Origin of the sequence: Streptomyces sp. bgisy159 (assembly GCF_965341775.1) — a bacterium.
Lineage (GTDB): Bacteria > Actinomycetota > Actinomycetes > Streptomycetales > Streptomycetaceae > Streptomyces.
Window position 1 is genome coordinate 1 of record NZ_CBDQZH010000015.1, and the last position, 16,709, is coordinate 16,709.

Consider the following 16,709-nt stretch of genomic DNA (forward strand, 5'->3'; position numbering starts at 1 on the left):
TAAGTGGAAGAACACAGGGCCTGACGTCTATACCGATTTGACAACGCCGCTCACGCCCATGCGGCGAGCGGTCGGTCCGCAGGTGAGTTGCTCGCGCTCGTGGATCCATTGGGCGAGGCGCTGGCTCGCCTCCGAGGTCGCGCCGTGCCCTCCATGGAGCCCGAGGCCGAGTCGTGGAGGGGCGCCCATCCGGCCGGGTCCGGCGGGCGTCACGCGCGACAGCCGGGCTCCGCCTACGGGTGGGGTGGGGCCGTCGAGCCGGGTGGTACGAGTTGTGAGGTGGCCACGGACTCCCGCGGCGGCCATGACGTGGTCGTCGTGGACGACGGCCGTCGGCCGATCCGACGCCAACAGCAGCGATCGTGTCGCGCGAGCCCGCTCCTCTCCCGCGATGCCGGACTCGACAGGCACTCCGCGGTCGAGGCCGAGTTCCGCCACCGCCCTCTCGGACGCCTCCGTACGGATGGCGCTGTGTCCCAGCCCGGCCGGCCCGCCCACCCGGGCGATGCGGCGGTGTCCGAGGACGGCGAGGTAGCGGACGGCCTCGGACACCGCGGTGGCGTCATCGGTCCCCACCGAGGGGAGACCGGCCGTCAGCGTGAATTGCCGACCGCCACCGCCGGCAGGCCGAGGCGTCAGAGCCGGGCCCGCAGGGAAGTCGCAGCGAGGGGCGGTGCGGTCCGGCAGGTGGCGCCGGGCTTCCGGGTTCGCACCGCCCGGCCACACCGCACTCAGTTCAGCGCGGCGAAACTCTCCACCGCCTGGGTCTTGCCGGTGACGATGATGACGTCGCCCTGGGCGATCACCGTCTCGGCGGTGGCGTGGGTGAAACCCTCGCCGGGGCGTTTGATGCCGACGACCGTCACGCCGTACTTGGTGCGGACCCCGCTCTCGCCGAGCGGGACGCCGGTGGCGGCCGCCGGCGCGACGGTCTTGACGAGGGCGTAGTCGTCGTCGAACTCGATGAAGTCCAGCATGCGTCCGGTCACCAGGTGAGCGACGCGCTCGCCCATCTCGTGCTCGGGGAGCACCACGTGGTGCACCCCCAGTCGTTCGAGGATCTGACCGTGCTGCCGGCTGATCGCCTTCGCCCAGATGTTGGGGACGTCGGCCTCCAGCAGGTTGGAGGCGATGAGAATGGACGCCTCGATGTCGGTGCCGATACCGACGACCGCGCTGGTGAACTCGTGCACGCCGAGTTGCCGCAGGACCTCGGGGTCGGTGCAGTCGGCGACCGCCGCGTGGGTGAGGTCGTCGCTGTACTTCTGGACCAGGTGGGGGTCGGTGTCCACGCCGAGCACGTCCCACCCCCGGCTCATCAGCTCGTTGGCCAGCGAACTGCCGAACCGGCCCAGGCCGATCACGGCCACGCGCTGGTCGCCGTACGGGGCGGGGTGTTCGGCCGCCCGCCGCCTGCGGCGGCGCAGGCGCAGGGAGTGCAGGTAGTTACCCAATGACAGGTCGCTCCTCAGGAAGCTGGTAGCGGCGGGTGCGGTCGCGCAGGGCGAGCGCCGAGACGAGGGTGACCGGGCCGAGCCGGCCGACGAACATGAGCACGATGACGATCAGCCGGCCCACGGTCGGCAGATCCCCGGTGATGCCGGTGGACAGTCCCACCGTGCCGAACGCGGACACCGCCTCGAACAGCACCTGTTCGAAGGGCGCGTCGACGACGGAGAGCAGGGCGAGGGTCGCGGTCATCACGAAGCCGACCCCGGCCAGCGCCACGGTCAGCGCCTGGCGCAGCACGTGCGGGGCCAGCCGGCGGCCCATGACCCCGGAGTGGGGTTCACCGCGCACCTCGGCCAGCATCGCGGCGCCCAGCACCGCGAAGGTGCTGACCTTGATGCCGCCCGCGGTGCCGGCGCTGCCGCCGCCGACGAACATCAGCATGCAGGTCAGCAGCAGCGTGGCCGCCGTCATCGAGCCGACGTCCACGCTGTTGAACCCGGCCGTGCGGGACATGGCGGAGTGGAAGAACCCGGCGAGGATCTTCTGGTGCGACGACAACGGCCCGAGGGTCGTGGCGTTGTTCCACTCCAGCACACAGGTCAGCAGGGTTCCGCCGGCGAGCAGGAGGGCCGTGGTGACGACCGTCAGCCGGAAGTGCAGGGACCAGCCACGCCGACCGGTGCGCTGCTTGCGCCGGTGGTGGCGCAGCAGTTCCAGCAGCACGGGAAAACCGATTCCTCCGAGGATCACCGCCACGGCGACGGGCAGTGTCACCCACGCGTCCCGCGCATAGCGCGTGAGGCTGTCGGGGTGCAGCCCGAACCCGGCGTTGTTGAACGCCGACACGGAGTGGAAGAGGCCGAGGTACGTGGCGTCCCCGATCGACTCCCCGTATGCGAAGCGCAGCCGCAGCGCCAGTACGGCCCCCACGGCCAGCTCCACGGCCACGGTGCACCCGGCGACGCCCAGCAGCACGCGCCGTACGTCGCCGATGTCGAGGCTCTTGGTCTCGGCCTGCGCCGTCAGCTGCATACGCAGCCGTAGCTTGCCGGAGAGCAGCAGTCCCAGCAGTGAGGCCATGGTCATGATGCCGAAGCCGCCGACCTGGAAGAGGGCCATGATCACGCCCTGTCCGAAGCCGCTCCAGTAGGTGCCGGTGTCCACGACCGCCAGACCCGTCACGCAGACCGCCGAGGTGGAGGTGAACAGCGCGGTCACCACGTCGGTCCGGATGCCGTCCTGGCTCGCCACGGGCAGCGTCAGCACCGCCGTACCGAGCAGGATCACCGCGCCGAAGGCCGTCACCACGGTGCGGGCGGGGTGGGCCATGACCAGTGCATGCCACACCCGGCCACCGCGCTCGGCGTGTCCCCTCACCCTCCGGCCCTTCCGCCTGTCGGTCACGCGGAGTCCCGCGTACGCGTACGTCGTGGATCCGACAGGTTGACGCCAAGATCCGGCAGGTCACCTTAGCCGAGCCCCTGCCGGGTGGGCAGGCGGGGTCCGATGTCGGCCGGGGAGGGACGGGCGTGCCTGGAGCCCGGCGCGCCCCGGCGTCGCCGCCCCGGGGCGCCCGCGCCCGTACGGCCGGGCGCCGTCACCGCTCGCACCGCCGCGTGCGGGGCGGCGAGTCGGAGGCGGCCCCGTCCCCGCCGGCCCGGGCCGGCCGGATGCTCAGCGGCGGGTCCTGGCCCGCTCCAGAGCCGTGACGCCCACAGCCGCCAGGCCGGTCTGGATGGCCAGTTCGATCCAGTCGACGCCCCTGGTGTCGGCGACCCCGACCCCCGCGGCGATCGCCGTGCCGACGAACGCTGCCGCGATGCCGACGAGGATCGTCCAGAACACGCCGATGTGCTGACGGCCCGGCACGACGAGTCGGCCGAGGACACCGATGACGACGCCGATCACGATCGCGCTGAGAATTCCCGAGATCTCCATGCCAACCCCCTGGATGCCTGCCTCTGCCGAGCGGTCTTCCCCGACTCAGTCTTCCCCCGGGCGGACGGAGCACTCGCTTCGGCGGCGACCCCTGTCCAAGTCGGCCGCTGCCACGGTGAAACCCACCGCCGGAACTTTCCGGCGTGGCCGCTAGTTTCTACGTTGCTGTAGATGAAGCTGGGGCAGCGGGTCGCCGTCGGGCGGCCCGGCCCCGATCGACGTATGGAGTTCTCATGGCCCTGTGGGACCGCATCAAGGAGTCCGCATCGACGATGCAGACTCAGCTCGTGGCGAAGAAGAACGACCTCAAGAGCGGCGCCTTCCGAGACGCGAGCATGGCGATGTGCGCCCTGGTCGCTGCGGCGGACGGCACCATCGACCCCTCCGAGCGGCAACGCGTGGCCCAGCTGATCGCCACCAACGAAGTGCTGCAGAACTTCGACGCCGACGATCTGCGCCGCCGCTTCGAGGACAACCTCACCAAGCTGACCACCGACTTCGCCTTCGGCAAGGTGAGCGTGTTGCAGGAGGTCGCCAAGGCGAAGAAGAAGCCCGCCGAGGCGCGTGCCGTTATCCAGATCGGCATCGTCATCGGGGGCGCAGACGGCGACTTCGACAAGACCGAGCAGGCCGTCGTCCGTGAGGCGTGCTTCACCCTCGAACTGCCGCCGCACGAGTTCGACCTCTGACCGCCCTACCGCCCGCGCCGGGCGCACGCCGACGACACCGGCCCGGCGCGGGCGGGCGACGGCGTGGCGAGCGGGTCGACGCGGGGACGGATCCGGGCACGCCCTGCCGTGCGCCGGCCGGGCCACCGGTTCTGAGGGGCGGGCACCCCGCCGCGCGGCCTTCGGGCCGGGCTCGGTCGCCATGTGACTGAGCGTTGTACTTCTTCGGGCCCGGCTGCGCGCCGCCGTCAACGCGGTCTTCACCCGCCTCTCCCGCCGCAACCAGTCACTGATCGAACGCCAACTCGCCCTGATCGGGGACCTGGAGGACCACGAGACCGACCCGGACCAGCTTGCGAACCTGTTCAAACTGGACCACCTCGCCACACGGGTGCGCCGCAACGGCGAGAACCTGCTGGTGCTCGGCGGCGAGAAACCCGCCCAGCAGTGGGACCGGTCGCTGCCCTCGTCGACGTGGTCCGGGCGGTCGCCTCCGAGGTGGAACAGTACGAGCGCGTCGAGCTGTCCGGGGTCCCGGAGGTGGAGATCGACGGCCCGGCGGTGACCGACCTGGTGCATCTGCTGGGCCGAACTCCTGGAGAAAGCCACCACCTTCTCCTCGCCCCGCTCCCCGGTGCGGGTGACCGCGGTCCGGCTGCCCGACGGGCGGGTCACCGTCGAGATACCCGACCAGGGCATCGGGCTGACGCCCGAGGACTTCGCGGTGCTGAACCACAAGCCGGCGCAGCCGCCGGCCGCGGATGGCGGCGTCTACCAGCACATGGGGCTCTTCGTGGTCGGCAGGCCGGCGGACCGGCACGGCATCACCGTCCGGCTGCGCCCGTCCGGCGCCCGGTCGGGCACCACCTGCCTCGTGACGCCGCCCGCCACGGTCACCCACCGGCCGCCCGGCTCCCCCGCCACCGACACCCTGGCCCTGACCGTCGTCACCGCCGTGTCAGCGCCGGCTGGCACCGGCGGCGTCACCGACGACGAGGACCCGTTCGCCGCTTACGAGGCGTGGGACGACCCGCGGCCCGGCGCTCGCCGCTGAAGCCGGACGGACCCCCCGGCCGCGCCCCCGGGGGCGTACTGCGTGGATGACGGCCCGGTCCACGCCCCTCAAGCGGGCTGCGCCGGCCCGGTGGAGGTGACCACCCACCCCACCGACCACGCCACCGCGGAGGCCGCGTACGCGCAGGCCCCGAGGTGCTCGGCGAGGGCCGGACCCCAGCGGTGGTCCCGGACACGATCAGGACGGCAGTCACGGTCAACGCGTTCCACCGGGTCCCGCCGCCGAGCGGGCATCCGCTGCACCGACCGGGGAACCCGGGGCTCGTCCCCGTCACCAGGAGACGATCATGACCTGGCCCACTCCCTCCCAGGCCGAGGGCGAGCGTGACCCCGAGGACCTGCCCGTCGAGCCGGACCGCACGACCCCGTCCCAGGCCGAAGGTGAGGACGAGGACGAGGACGGCGGACAGACCGACGACGTCGTCTGAGGCCCGCCGCCCGGCCTGACACGACTGACACTCCTCGCCCGCCCGCGCCACTCGTCCGCGTCCGGACGCCCGCCCGCTCACTCGATCTCGTGAGGCCGCCGCCGCGTCCCCCGCCGTGGTCGCCCCGGCCGGTAAGACTGTGCCCGGGACGACCGAGGGGGGTCCGTGGCGCAGCCGCTCGCACATCTTCACAGCCGCCTCCGCAGCAGCCGGTCAGCCCTGCTCACCGCGCTCGTCACGCTGCTCGGAGCCGTCCTCGGCGGAGCGCCGCCGGCCCGTGCCTCGACCTGGACCGTCGTCGCGCCGGGTGTGCTGTACCGGGCGTACGAACTGCGGGCGGCGGCCGGGCCGGCCCGCGCGCACGTGCTGGGCGTCGATCTGACGGACAGCGGGGCGCGGCTCGGCCTGCTCTCTCCTGGGGTGGTGGCGGGCCGGGCAGCCGTCTCCCGGATGGCGGACCGCCGGGGGGCGGTCGCGGGGGTCAACGGGGACTTCTTCGACATCAGCGAGGCACAGCACCCGGGGGTGCCGGCGACGGGTGCGAGCGTCGGTCCGGTGATCGTGGACGGGCGGGTGCTGAAGGGGGCGGTGCCGGACGGCCAGCGGTTCGGGCCCGCGCTGCCGCCGGGGACGTCGACCCGGGACGTCGTCGGCGTCGGTACCGACGGCCGGGCCCGCACGGACAGCCTGTCGTTCTCCGGCTCGGTGGCGACCGGTTCCTGGTGGACCCCGCTGGCCGGGCTCAACCAGTACGCGCTCCCGGAGGACTCGATCGGCGCGTACGACCGCCGTTGGGGCTCGGTCTCCCGGCTGCGGTCGGTCTGCGGCACCGACACCGAGCGGTCCGCGCCGTGCGCCGCGGACGCCTACGAGGTCACGGTGCGCGGGGGTGTGGTGGTGTCGGCCGCGACCGCCCCGGGCAGCGGTCCGATCACCGCGGGCACCACCGTCCTGGTGGGCCGGGAAGCGGGGGCACGGCGGCTGCGCGCGCTGGTCCGGGGGGCCCGGGTGTCGGTGCGGTACGCGCTCACCTCGGCCCGCGGGGTGTCGTACCGCTTCGCGCTGGGCGGCTACCGACTGCTGTCGGGCGGGCGCCCGCTGCCGGGAGTGGACGGCACGACGTCGGCGGTGCGTACCGCCGTCGGGATCGCCGACGGCGGGCGGCGGGTGCTGCTGCTGGCGCTGGACGGCGCTCCGGCCCACCGCTTCGGCCTCACGATCGCCGAGGTCGCGGACGTGCTGCGGGGGCTGGGCGCCACCGAGGGCTTCAGCCTGGACGGTGGCGGCTCCTCGACACTGGTGGCACGCCCGCCGGGAGCGGACTCCGTGACGGTGCGCAACCATCCGGCCGGGGGTGTGGAACGCCCGGTCCCCAACGGCATCGGGGTGTTCTCCCGGTGACCGCTCCGCTCGTCAGGGCCGCAGGCTGCTGACGAGGTCGGCCGTCGCGGTGATGCCGCTGCTGATGGTGGGGGCCATGCTGGTGCCGGCCAGGAAGAAGCCGAGCAGCAGGCAGACCAGCGCGTGCGAGACCTTGAGTCCGCCGTTGCGCAGGAAGATCACTGCCAGGACCAGCAGCAAGAGCACCACCGAGATGGAAATGGCCATCGCCAACCTCCTCCGCTACGTCCGCTTTCGCGGCGTTCGGCCGCAAGTGTGGCGTAGCGGAGGGCGGGTCGGTGCTGCTGAGCCGTAGGCCGATCGGGTGGTGTCCTCGGACGGCGGGTCAGGGGTGGGCGTCGAGGAAGGCCTCCAGCCCCGCGAGGTCGTCGGTGTTGAGGTGATCGACGCCCGCGGCGAGGAGTTCGCCCCACAGGGCGTCGCGGGCGGGGCCGGGCAGGTCGGGGGTGGCCCAGAACCGGACCCGCTGCCCGCGCCGGTGGGCCGCCGCGGCGACGGCGTGCAGCTTGCGGCGTTCGGTGTCCGGGAAGGTGCCGGTGCCGAGCCAGGTGAAGGTGTGCGTCCAGTTGTCACTGATGAGGGGGATGAAGGAGGCGGGCGTGGCGGAGCCGAGGTCGGTGAGGCGCCCGTCGTAGAAGGCACGGCGGACGGTCTGGGCTGCCATGGGCTCTCGGGCGGCGCGGTCCCCGGAGACGACGACGGTGACCGGGCCGGGCCGCACCCGGCCGTGGGCGTACGTCGTGAAGAGGTGGGGGTAGCGGCGCAGCAGTCGGTCGAGGACGAGGTAGGTGGCGACGCCCTCGGTCTTGAGGTCGACGAGCAGTTGCAGCGGCCGTCGCCGACCCCGGTACACGGAGCCGTGGTGGGCCCTGACACGGGCGGCGAGCGGGTCGAGGTAGAGGGCTTCGAGGCTCCGGGCGGGGTCGAGGTCCTCGGGGTCGTGGGCGACCAGAAGCCGGTCCCCGACGAGGTAGACGTCGGCCTCGACGCTGCCGAAGCGGTGATCGAGGGCGTCGAGGAGGGGGCGGTGGTGTTCGTAGTCGTTGTGGGCGTGCGCGCGCCACAACGGGCGGGGGCCGTGGTGCTGTTCGCCGGCCAGCGCGGTGCCGGCGGGCAGCGCGACCGCCCCCGTGAGGGCGGCGCCGAAGGTGGTGAGGGCTCTGCGGCGGGTGGTGAGGGGCATGCGGCTGACTCCCTGTGGACCGGACAGGACCACAGGGAGTATGCGATCGCGATCACCCCAACCAACCCTTCCGGGACAGGAGTTGGCCGGACCGCCGCCACGCGTTCACCCCTTCGGCCGGAACCTCAGGGGGCCTGGAGGCCGACCAGATCGGCCAGAGCGGCGCGGTGCGCGCCCGCGGTGCCGAACGCGATCGAGTCGGCCTTGGCCCGCTTGAGGCAGAGGTGCGCCGGGTGCTCCCAGGTCATGCCGATCCCGCCGTGCAGTTGCAGCGCCTCCTCGGCCGCTCGTACGGCGACGGGTGCCGCGTAGGCCTGGGCGACGGCGACCGCCACGTCCACGTCCCGGCCCGCCGCGAGGGCGCCGGCCGCGTTGCGGGCGGCGGCGCGGAGGCTCACGACCTCCAGCCACAGCTGGGCGAGCCGGTGCTTGAGCGCCTGGAAGCCGCCGACCGGCCGGTTGAACTGCTTGCGGTCCTTGAGGTAGCGGACCGTCTCGGTCAACGACCGGTCGGCGAGCCCCAGTTGCTCGGACGCGAGCAGTCCGGCACCGGCACGCAGGGCGCGCCGAACGGCGGGTTCGGCGGGGCCCAGGCGGCGGGCACCGCGCGCACCGTCCAGGACGACGCGCGCCACCGGCCGGGTCAGGTCCAGGGACGTCTGCGGGACGATCGTCGCGCTGTCGGCGGCGAGGGCGTACAGGCCGCCGTCGTCCGCCGGGACGAGGAGGGTTCCGGCGACGGCCGCGTCCGCGATGCCGGTCAGCTCGCCGTGCAGCGCCCCGTCCCGGACCTCGACGACCGGGAAGGCGGCGCCGGGGGCGGTGTGCAGGCCGACGCAGAGCGCGGCGACGGACGAACCGGTCGCCAGCAGGGTCAGCAGGTCGTCCCCGCCGCACTCCAGCAGTGCCTCGGTGGCGACGACGGCGCTCGTCAGGAACGGCACCGGAGCGACGAACCGCCCCAGCTCCTCCAGGACGACGGCGGCCTCCCGGTGCGTGGCGCCCTGGCCGTCCAGTTCCTCGGGGATCAGCAGGCCGGCCAGGCCCATGCCCTCGGTGAGCGCCTTCCACGCGGCGATGTCGTGCGGGGTGTCGGACTCGGCGCGGGCGATCAGCCCGGCCGTGTCGCAGTGGTCGGCGAGCAGGTCCCGCACCGCGGCGCGCAGCGCCTCTTCCTCCTCGGTGTGGAGGAGATCCGGCTGTGTACTCATCGGGCGAGGTCCTTCCAGGCGACGTCCTTGTCGGTGCGCGGCTCGGCGGGCAGGCCCAGGACGCGCTCGGCGACGATGTTCAGCAGGACCTCGCTGGTCCCGCCCTCGATGCTGTTGCCCTTGGAGCGCAGGTAGCGGTAGCCGGCCTCACGGCCGGTGAAGTCCACCAGTTCCGGGCGGCGCATGGTCCAGTCGTCGTACAACAGGCCCTCTTCGCCCAGGAGTTCCACCTCAAGGCCGCTGATCTCCTGGTTGAGGCGGGCGAAGGCGAGCTTCATGCCGGCGCCCTCGGGGCCGGGCTGGCCGACGGCGAGCTGCTGGCGCAGCCGTTCGCCGGTGAGCCGGGTGACCTCGGCCTCGACCCAGAGCCGCAGGAGGCGCTGGTGCAGGTCGTGGGTGCGCAGTTCCGGGCGTTCGCGCCAGGTCTTCGCGACGGGGCCGATCATGCCGCCCTCGCGGGGCAGCCGCATGCCGCCGATGGCGACGCGTTCGTTGTTGAGCGTGGTCTGGGCGACCCGCCAGCCGTCGCCCACCTCGCCGAGCCGGCGGTCGTCGGGGATGGGGACGTCGGTGAGGAACACCTCGTTGAACTCGGCCTCGCCGGTGATCTGGCGCAGCGGGCGCACCTCGACGCCCGGGTCGGTCATGTCGCACAGGAAGTAGGTGATCCCGGCGTGCTTGGGGACGTCCGGGTCGGTGCGGGCGATAAGGATGGCCCAGCGGGCGACGTGGGCGCTGGACGTCCACACCTTCTGTCCGTTGACGACCCAGGTGTCGCCCTCGCGCACGGCGCGGGTGCCGAGCGCGGCGAGGTCGGATCCGGCACCCGGTTCGCTGAAGAGCTGGCACCACACCTCTTCGCCGGTCCACAGGGGGCGCAGGAACCGCCGCTTCTGCTCCTCGGTGCCGTACTTCAGGATCGTGGGGGCGGCCATGCCGAGGCCGATGCCGATGCGGCGCGGGTCGTTGTCGGGGGCGCCGGCGGCCTCCAGTTCGGCATCGACGACGGCCTGCAGGGAACGGGCGGCGCCGAGTCCGCCGAGACCCTCGGGGAAGTGCACCCAGGCCAGGCCGGCGTCGAAGCGGGCGCGCAGGAAGTCCAGGCGGTCGGTGGTGGCGGGCGGGTGCGCGGCCAGCAGTCGCGCGGTGCGGGCCCTGAGTTCTGCTGCGTCGGTCATGCTGCGTCCTCCATGAGTACCGCGACCCTGCCGGTGGTGACGCCGTCGGCGACCCGCTGCACGGCCGCGGCGGCCCCGCCCAGCGGCACCCGGTCGCTCACCAGCGGCCGGATGGCGCCGCGTGCGGCGAGTTCGGTGAGCTGTTCGTGGCAGTGCTGGACCAGTTTCGGGTTCTTGGTGTTGTACAGGCCCCAGTGCAGGCCGAGGATCGCGTAGTTCTTCACCAGGGCGTGGTTGAGGGCGGGGGTGGGAATCGTGCCGCCGGCGAAGCCGACGACCACGATCCGGCCCTCGAAGGCGACGACCTTGGCGGACTGTGCGTAGGCCTCGCCGCCGACGGGGTCGTAGATCACGTCGGCGCCCCGGCCGCCGGTGGCCTCCTTCACGGCGGCGACGACGTCCTCGGCACGCCGGTCGACGACGACGTCGCAGCCCAGGTCGCGGGCGACGGCGGCCTTCTCCGCGCCGCCGACCACGCCGATGACGGTGGCGCCGGCGGCCTTGCCCAGTTGCACGGCCGCGCTGCCGACCCCGCCCGCGGCGGCGTGCACCAGCAGGGTCTCCCCGGCTTCCAGACGCGCCCGGCGGTGCAGCCCGAACCAGCCGGTCTGGTAGCCGATGTGCAGGGCGGCCGACTCCGCGTCGTCGAGGCCGGCGGGGGCGGGCAGGAGGGCGGCGGCGTCGGCGACGGCGTACTCGGCGAAGCCGCCGTGCGGCAGCGCGGGGGTGGCGAGCACCCGGCGGCCGTCCGGGGTCTCGCCGCAGATCTCCACACCGGGGGTGAAGGGCAGCGGCGGCCGGACCTGGTAGTGGCCCCGGCACATCAGCACGTCCGGGAAGTTGATGTTCGCGGCGCGCACCTTGAGCAGGACCTGGCCCTCGCCGGGGGTGGGCCGCTCGACCTCGCCGAGCCGCATCACCTCGCTCGGCTCGCCGTTCTCGTGCACCTGCCATGCCTGCATGCGGAGCCTCCACGGGACTGCTTCGTCTGACCGGGTCGATCGCATACTAAGCGGTCGCTTGCCGATCAGGGAACAGTCGCGGAGGTCACTTCCCGGAGGCCGGCCGCGCCCGGACGTGCATCCGCTCCCCCTGCGGCCCGAACAGGCTGAGGAACTCCACCGGCCCCTGCCCCGTCGACCCGAACCAGTGCGGCACGCGGGTGTCGAACTCGGCGGCCTCCCCGGCCGTCAGCACCACGTCGTGCTCGCCGAGGACGACCCGCAGCCGCCCGGACAGGACGTAGAGCCACTCGTAGCCCTCGTGGGTGCGCGGTTCGGGTTCCGCCTGCTGCTGCGGCACGAGGATCTTGAACGCCTGGAGGCCGCCGGGCTGCCGGGTGAGCGGGATGTAGGTCCGCCCGTGCCGCACGATCGGTTCGGCCCGCACCCTGGGGTCACCGACCGGCGGGGCGCCGACCAGTTCGTCCAGCGGCACCTGGTGGGCCTGGGCGATCGGCAACAGCAGTTCCAGGCTGGGCCTGCGCAGTCCGGACTCCAGGCGGGACAGGGTGCTCACGGAGATCCCGGTCGCCTCGGACAGCCCCGCGAGCGTCACCTCCCGCTCCTTGCGGATCCGTCGCAGCCTCGGACCGACCTCGGCGAGCACATCATCGGTAGTCATGACATCTATTGCAGGAACGGCAAACAAGCTTGTCAATTCCGCACCCTCACGGCGACCGTGTCCGCATGACCGAGACCTACGAAGTGATCGTGATCGGCGGCGGCGCGGCGGGCCTGTCCGCGGCGCTGGTCCTGGGCCGGGCCCGGCGCCGCACCCTCGTCGTCGACGCGGGTGAGCCGCGCAACGCCCCAGCCGCCCACATGCAGGGCTTCCTCTCCCGGGACGGCATGGCGCCCGCGGAGTTCCTCGCCGTCGGGCGCGAGGAGATCGCCCGTTACGGCGTGGAGCTGGTCCGCGACCGGGCGGTGGACGCCCGCCGCGATACCGGAGCTCCGCCCGCGGGCCGGGATCGGGGCTTCGCCGTCACCCTGGCGGGCGGACCGACTGTGCGCGCCCGACAGCTGGTCGTCGCGACCGGCCTGAAGGACGAGCTGCCCGAGGTGCCGGGCCTCGCCGAGCGGTTCGGGCGGGATGTGCTGCACTGCCCGTACTGCCACGGCTGGGAGGTGCGCGACAAGGCGTTCGGCGTGCTCGCGACCACGCCGATGAGCGTGCACCAGGCGCTGATGGTCACCCAGTGGTCGAAGGACGTGACGTTCTTCCTGCACTCGGTGGCCTCGGACGAGCTGTCCGACGACGATCTGCGGCGGCTCGCGGCGGCCGGGGTGAAGGTGGTGCCGGGCGAGGTGGCGGGCCTGGTCGTCGAGGACGACCGGCTCACCGGCGTGCGCCTCGCCGGCGGCGCCCCCTCTGGGGGAAGCGCGGTCCACGCCCGCGACGTGCTGTTCGTGGCTCCGAGGGCGGTGCCCCGGACCGGACTGCTGGAACGGCTCGGCGCCGAAATGCGCGAGACACCGTTCGGCCGCTACCCGGTGATCGACGAGCGGGGCCTGACGACCGTGCCCGGCCTGTGGGCGGCGGGAAACGCCAGCGGCTTCTCCGAACAGGTGGTCAACGCGGCCAGCCGCGGCTACCGGGCCGGCGCGGCGATCAACGGGGAGCTGCTGATGAGCGACCTGGACTCCGCGGTGGGGAGGTAACCGCCGCGCGGGCGTTGCACCATGGCTGCATGTTGCTGATCCGGCTCGCCGACGTGTCCCGGGAGGTCGCCGCCACCTCGGCGCGCTCCCGCAAGATCGCACTGCTCGCCGACCTGTTCCGCGAGGCGGGCCCCGAGGACGTGCCGGTCGTGATCCCGTATCTGGCGGGCCGGCTCCCCCAGGGCCGCCTGGGCGTGGGCTGGAAGGTGCTGGGCCGGCCGGTCGCCCCGGCGCCGGAGCCGTCGCTGACCGTGCGCGAGGTGGACGCCCGCCTCACCGAGCTGGGCAAGGTGTCCGGCCCCGGCTCCCAGGGCGAACGCACCCGGTTGGTCGGCGCGTTGATGGGCGCGGCCACCGAGAGCGAGCAGCGCTTCCTGGTCGGCCTGCTGACCGGCGAGGTCCGGCAGGGCGCGCTGGACGCGCTGGCCGCGGAGGGGCTGGCCCGGGCGACGGGAGCGCCGGCGGACGAGGTGCGGCGGGCGGTGATGCTGGCCGGGGGGCTGCAGCCGGTCGCCGAGGCGCTCCTCGCGGACGGACCGCAGGCGGTGGACCGGTTCCGGCTGACCGTCGGCCGCCCGGTGCTGCCGATGCTCGCGCACACCGCGTCCTCGGTGGCCGAGGCGGTGGAGCGGCTGGGCGACTGCGCGGTGGAGGAGAAACTGGACGGCATCCGCGTCCAGGTCCACCGCGACGGCGACGACGTGCGCCTGTACACCCGCACCCTGGACGACATCACCGACCGGCTGCCCGAACTGACCGCCGTCGCACGGGAACTGGGCGGCGGCCGGTTCATCCTGGACGGCGAGGTGATCGCCTTCGACGAGCGGGGCCGGCCCCGCTCCTTCCAGGAGACCGCCGGGCGGGTCGGTTCGCGGGTGGACGTGGCGACGGCCGCGCTGGCGGTTCCGGTCTCGCCGGTGTTCTTCGACGTGCTGTCGGTGGACGGCCGCGATCTGCTCGACCTGCCGTTCACCGAGCGGCACGCGGAGCTGGCCCGGCTGGTCCCCGAGCCGATGCGGGTGCGCAGGACGGTGGTGGCGGGGCCGCAGGACGTGCCGTCGGCCCGGGAGTTCCTGGCGGACGCCCTGCGCCGCGGTCACGAGGGGGTGGTGGTCAAGGCCCTCGACGCGCCCTACAGCGCGGGCCGGCGCGGCGCCTCGTGGCTGAAGGTGAAGCCCGTGCACACCCTCGACCTGGTAGTCCTGGCCGCCGAGTGGGGACACGGCCGGCGCACCGGCAGGCTCTCCAACCTCCACCTCGGCGCCCGCACGGCCGACGGCGGCCTCGCCATGCTCGGCAAGACCTTCAAGGGCATGACCGACACGATGCTGGCCTGGCAGACCGAGCGCCTCCAGCAGCTCGCGGTCGAGGACGACGGCCAGGTGGTCACCGTACGCCCGGAACTCGTCGTGGAGATCGCCTACGACGGTCTGCAGCGCTCCACCCGCTACCCGGCCGGCGTGACCCTGCGTTTCGCGCGCGTGGTGCGCTACCGGGAGGACAAGCGTCCCGAGGACGCCGACACGGTGGACACCCTGCTGGCCGCCCACCCGGAGGTGCGGCCGTGACAGCCGGGCGACACAGCGCCGGACTGCTGCTGTTCCGGCACGCCGGCGGCGGGCTGGAGGTGCTGCTCGGCCATATGGGTGGTCCGTTCTTCGCCCGGAAGGACGCCGGGGCGTGGACGGTGCCGAAGGGCGAGTACGAAGCCGGTGAACCCGCCTGGGACGCGGCCCGCCGCGAGTTCCGCGAGGAACTGGGGGTGGCGCCGCCGGACGGCGAGGCGATCGGCCTCGGGGAGGTGCGCCAGCGGGGCGGCAAGGTGGTCACCGCCTGGGCCGTGGAGGCCGACCTGGACCCGGCGAGCGTGGTCCCGGGCACCTTCACGATGGAGTGGCCGCCCCGCTCGGGCCGCGTGGCGGAGTTCCCCGAACTGGACCGGGTCGCCTGGCACGGCCTGGACCGCGCCCGGGAGCTGATCGTCACCGCCCAGCGCGCGTTTCTCGACCGGCTGGCGGAGCACTCGGCCTGAGCGGCCGGGTACGCGTTGCGGCGGGCCCCGCCGCGCGGGAAGGTCGAAGCACAGTCAGCATCTCAGGAGGTCGGTCATGCCCATCGCGACGGTGAACCCGGCGAACGGCGAGACGCTCAAGACGTACGAGCCCATGGGCGAGGAGGAGCTGGAGCGCCGGCTCCAGCTCGCGGAGGCCACGTTCCGGACCTACCGGACGACGTCGTTCGCCGAGCGCGCCCGGCTGCTGACCCGGGCCGCCGAACTCCTCGACGAGGACCAGGCTGACATCGCCCGGACGATCACCACGGAGATGGGCAAACCGATCGTGCAGGCCCGCGCGGAGGCGGCCAAGTGCGCCAAGGCGATGCGCTGGTACGCCGAGCACGCGCCGGGACTGCTCGCCGACGAGGAGCCGGCCGAGGCCGACGTGAAGGACTCGGGTGCCTCACGGGTCGTGGTGCGCTACCGGCCGCTGGGCCCCGTCCTCGCGGTCATGCCGTGGAACTTCCCGCTGTGGCAGGTGGTCCGGTTCGCCGCGCCGGCGCTGATGGCGGGCAACGTGGGCCTGCTCAAGCACGCCTCGAACGTGCCGCAGACCGCCCTGTACCTGGAGGAGCTGTTCCACCGGGCGGGCTTCCCCGAGGGCTGCTTCCAGACGCTGCTGGTCGGCTCGGCCGCGGTGGACGAGATCCTGCGCGACGAGCGGGTCAAGGCCGCCACGCTCACCGGCAGCGAGCCCGCAGGCCGGGCCGTCGCCGCCACCGCCGGAGAGATGATCAAGAAGACCGTGCTGGAGCTGGGCGGCAGCGACCCGTTCGTCGTCATGCCGTCCGCCGACCTGGACCGGGCCGCCGAGGTCGCGGTGAACGCGCGGGTGCAGAACACCGGGCAGTCGTGCATCGCCGCCAAGCGCTTCATCGTCCACTCGGAGGTGTACGACGCGTTCACCGAGCGGTTCGTCGACGGGATGAAGGCGCTGAAGGTGGGCGACCCGATGGACGAGGCAACCCAGGTGGGGCCGCTGTCCAGCGAGCGGGGCCGGGACGATCTGGAGGAACTGGTCGACGACGCGCGCCGCGCGGGGGCGACGGTGCTGTGCGGCGGCCACCCGCTGCGCCGGCCGGAGCTGCCCGGCTGGTACTACCCGCCGACCGTCCTGGCCGGCATCACCCGGGAGATGCGCATTCACCGGGAGGAGGCGTTCGGGCCGGTGGCCACCCTGTACCGGGCCGCCGATCTCGACGAGGCGGTACTGATCGCCAACGACTCGCTGTTCGGGCTGAGCTCCAACGTGTGGACGCGCGACGAGGCGGAGGCCGAGCGGTTCGCCCGGGATCTGGCGGCCGGCGGCGTGTACGTCAACGGCATGACCGTGTCCCATCCGGCGTTCCCGTTCGGCGGCGTGAAGCGGTCGGGGTACGGGCGTGAGCTGTCCGGGCACGGAATCCGGGAGTTCTGCAACATCACGACGGTTTGGCACGGTGCGTGAGGATCGCGCG

Annotated in this window: 16 protein-coding genes and 2 pseudogenes; 8 read left to right on the forward strand and 10 right to left on the reverse strand. The window is 73.3% G+C overall.

The features are described 5' to 3' along the window. Nucleotides 1-288: 288 nt before the first annotated feature. The 4 genes and pseudogenes from ACSLTV_RS16675 to ACSLTV_RS16690 form a co-directional block, all read right to left on the reverse strand. Nucleotides 289-635, reverse strand: a pseudogene (locus tag ACSLTV_RS16675) (substrate-binding domain-containing protein); the annotation flags it as partial. 96 nt (nt 636-731) lie between these two features. Further along, nucleotides 732-1,454, reverse strand: coding sequence for a potassium channel family protein (locus ACSLTV_RS16680; RefSeq protein ID WP_432158126.1), 723 nt, complete (start codon nt 1,452-1,454; stop codon nt 732-734). After that, complete coding sequence (locus ACSLTV_RS16685) at nt 1,447-2,781, reverse strand: TrkH family potassium uptake protein (RefSeq protein WP_432136953.1); 1,335 nt, start codon at nt 2,779-2,781, stop codon at nt 1,447-1,449. The genes ACSLTV_RS16680 and ACSLTV_RS16685 overlap by 8 nt, the downstream gene beginning before the upstream one ends. A 345-nt stretch (nt 2,782-3,126) precedes the next feature. Then, entirely contained in the window at nt 3,127-3,390 is a 264-nt protein-coding gene (locus ACSLTV_RS16690; protein WP_432136952.1) for a GlsB/YeaQ/YmgE family stress response membrane protein, read from the reverse strand. Between the two features lie 233 nt (nt 3,391-3,623). Here ACSLTV_RS16690 and ACSLTV_RS16695 point away from each other — a divergent pair, with 233 nt between their 5' ends. From ACSLTV_RS16695 to ACSLTV_RS16710, 4 genes and pseudogenes are all read left to right on the forward strand, one after another. Further along, nucleotides 3,624-4,079 carry a tellurite resistance TerB family protein gene (locus ACSLTV_RS16695; protein ID WP_432136951.1) on the forward strand — a complete coding sequence of 152 codons (456 nt, stop codon included), beginning with the start codon at nt 3,624-3,626 and terminating at the stop codon, nt 4,077-4,079. A gap of 205 nt (nt 4,080-4,284) precedes the next feature. Next, nucleotides 4,285-4,959 (forward strand): annotated as a pseudogene (locus tag ACSLTV_RS16700) (ATP-binding protein); the annotation flags it as partial. 460 nt (nt 4,960-5,419) lie between these two features. After that, a complete protein-coding gene (locus ACSLTV_RS16705; RefSeq protein ID WP_432136950.1) occupies nt 5,420-5,560 on the forward strand; it encodes a hypothetical protein in 141 nt (46 codons plus the stop codon). A gap of 165 nt (nt 5,561-5,725) precedes the next feature. After that, nucleotides 5,726-6,961 (forward strand): phosphodiester glycosidase family protein, encoded by a 1,236-nt coding sequence (locus tag ACSLTV_RS16710; protein WP_432136949.1) that lies wholly within the window; start codon nt 5,726-5,728, stop codon nt 6,959-6,961. A 12-nt stretch (nt 6,962-6,973) separates the two neighbouring features. Here the strand turns inward: ACSLTV_RS16710 and ACSLTV_RS16715 are convergent, their stop codons facing one another. The 6 genes from ACSLTV_RS16715 to ACSLTV_RS16740 all read right to left on the reverse strand — a co-directional run bounded on the left by ACSLTV_RS16715 (nt 6,974) and on the right by ACSLTV_RS16740 (nt 12,156). Next, the gene (locus tag ACSLTV_RS16715) at nt 6,974-7,168 is read right to left on the reverse strand and encodes a hypothetical protein (protein ID WP_432136948.1); all 195 of its coding nucleotides are present in this window, start codon (nt 7,166-7,168) and stop codon (nt 6,974-6,976) included. Nucleotides 7,169-7,286: 118 nt separating this feature from the next. Continuing rightward, complete coding sequence (locus ACSLTV_RS16720; protein WP_432136947.1) at nt 7,287-8,144, reverse strand: phosphatidylinositol-specific phospholipase C/glycerophosphodiester phosphodiesterase family protein; 858 nt, start codon at nt 8,142-8,144, stop codon at nt 7,287-7,289. Nucleotides 8,145-8,269: 125 nt separating this feature from the next. Next, entirely contained in the window at nt 8,270-9,355 is a 1,086-nt protein-coding gene (locus ACSLTV_RS16725) for an acyl-CoA dehydrogenase family protein (RefSeq protein ID WP_435612408.1), read from the reverse strand. Then, nucleotides 9,352-10,533 carry an acyl-CoA dehydrogenase family protein gene (locus tag ACSLTV_RS16730; protein ID WP_432136945.1) on the reverse strand — a complete coding sequence of 394 codons (1,182 nt, stop codon included), beginning with the start codon at nt 10,531-10,533 and terminating at the stop codon, nt 9,352-9,354. Before ACSLTV_RS16730 ends, ACSLTV_RS16725 begins: the two co-directional genes overlap by 4 nt. After that, nucleotides 10,530-11,495, reverse strand: a complete 966-nt coding sequence (locus ACSLTV_RS16735) for an NADPH:quinone oxidoreductase family protein (protein ID WP_432136944.1) — start codon at nt 11,493-11,495, stop codon at nt 10,530-10,532. The genes ACSLTV_RS16730 and ACSLTV_RS16735 overlap by 4 nt, the downstream gene beginning before the upstream one ends. Before the next feature lie 85 nt (nt 11,496-11,580). After that, a complete protein-coding gene (locus tag ACSLTV_RS16740; protein ID WP_432136943.1) occupies nt 11,581-12,156 on the reverse strand; it encodes a helix-turn-helix domain-containing protein in 576 nt (191 codons plus the stop codon). A gap of 65 nt (nt 12,157-12,221) precedes the next feature. Here ACSLTV_RS16740 and ACSLTV_RS16745 point away from each other — a divergent pair, with 65 nt between their 5' ends. From ACSLTV_RS16745 to ACSLTV_RS16760, 4 genes are all read left to right on the forward strand, one after another. Further along, nucleotides 12,222-13,196: an NAD(P)/FAD-dependent oxidoreductase gene (locus ACSLTV_RS16745; RefSeq protein WP_435612409.1), complete on the forward strand. Its 975-nt coding sequence runs from the start codon at nt 12,222-12,224 to the stop codon at nt 13,194-13,196. Nucleotides 13,197-13,225: 29 nt separating this feature from the next. Next, nucleotides 13,226-14,764 carry an ATP-dependent DNA ligase gene (locus ACSLTV_RS16750; RefSeq protein WP_435612410.1) on the forward strand — a complete coding sequence of 513 codons (1,539 nt, stop codon included), beginning with the start codon at nt 13,226-13,228 and terminating at the stop codon, nt 14,762-14,764. After that, on the forward strand, nt 14,761-15,228 hold the full coding sequence (locus tag ACSLTV_RS16755; RefSeq protein ID WP_432136940.1) for an NUDIX domain-containing protein: 468 nt from the start codon (nt 14,761-14,763) through the stop codon (nt 15,226-15,228). The genes ACSLTV_RS16750 and ACSLTV_RS16755 overlap by 4 nt, the downstream gene beginning before the upstream one ends. Nucleotides 15,229-15,304: 76 nt before the next feature. Next, the gene (locus ACSLTV_RS16760; RefSeq protein WP_435612411.1) at nt 15,305-16,699 is read left to right on the forward strand and encodes an NADP-dependent succinic semialdehyde dehydrogenase; all 1,395 of its coding nucleotides are present in this window, start codon (nt 15,305-15,307) and stop codon (nt 16,697-16,699) included. The last annotated feature ends 10 nt before the right edge of the window (nt 16,700-16,709 follow it).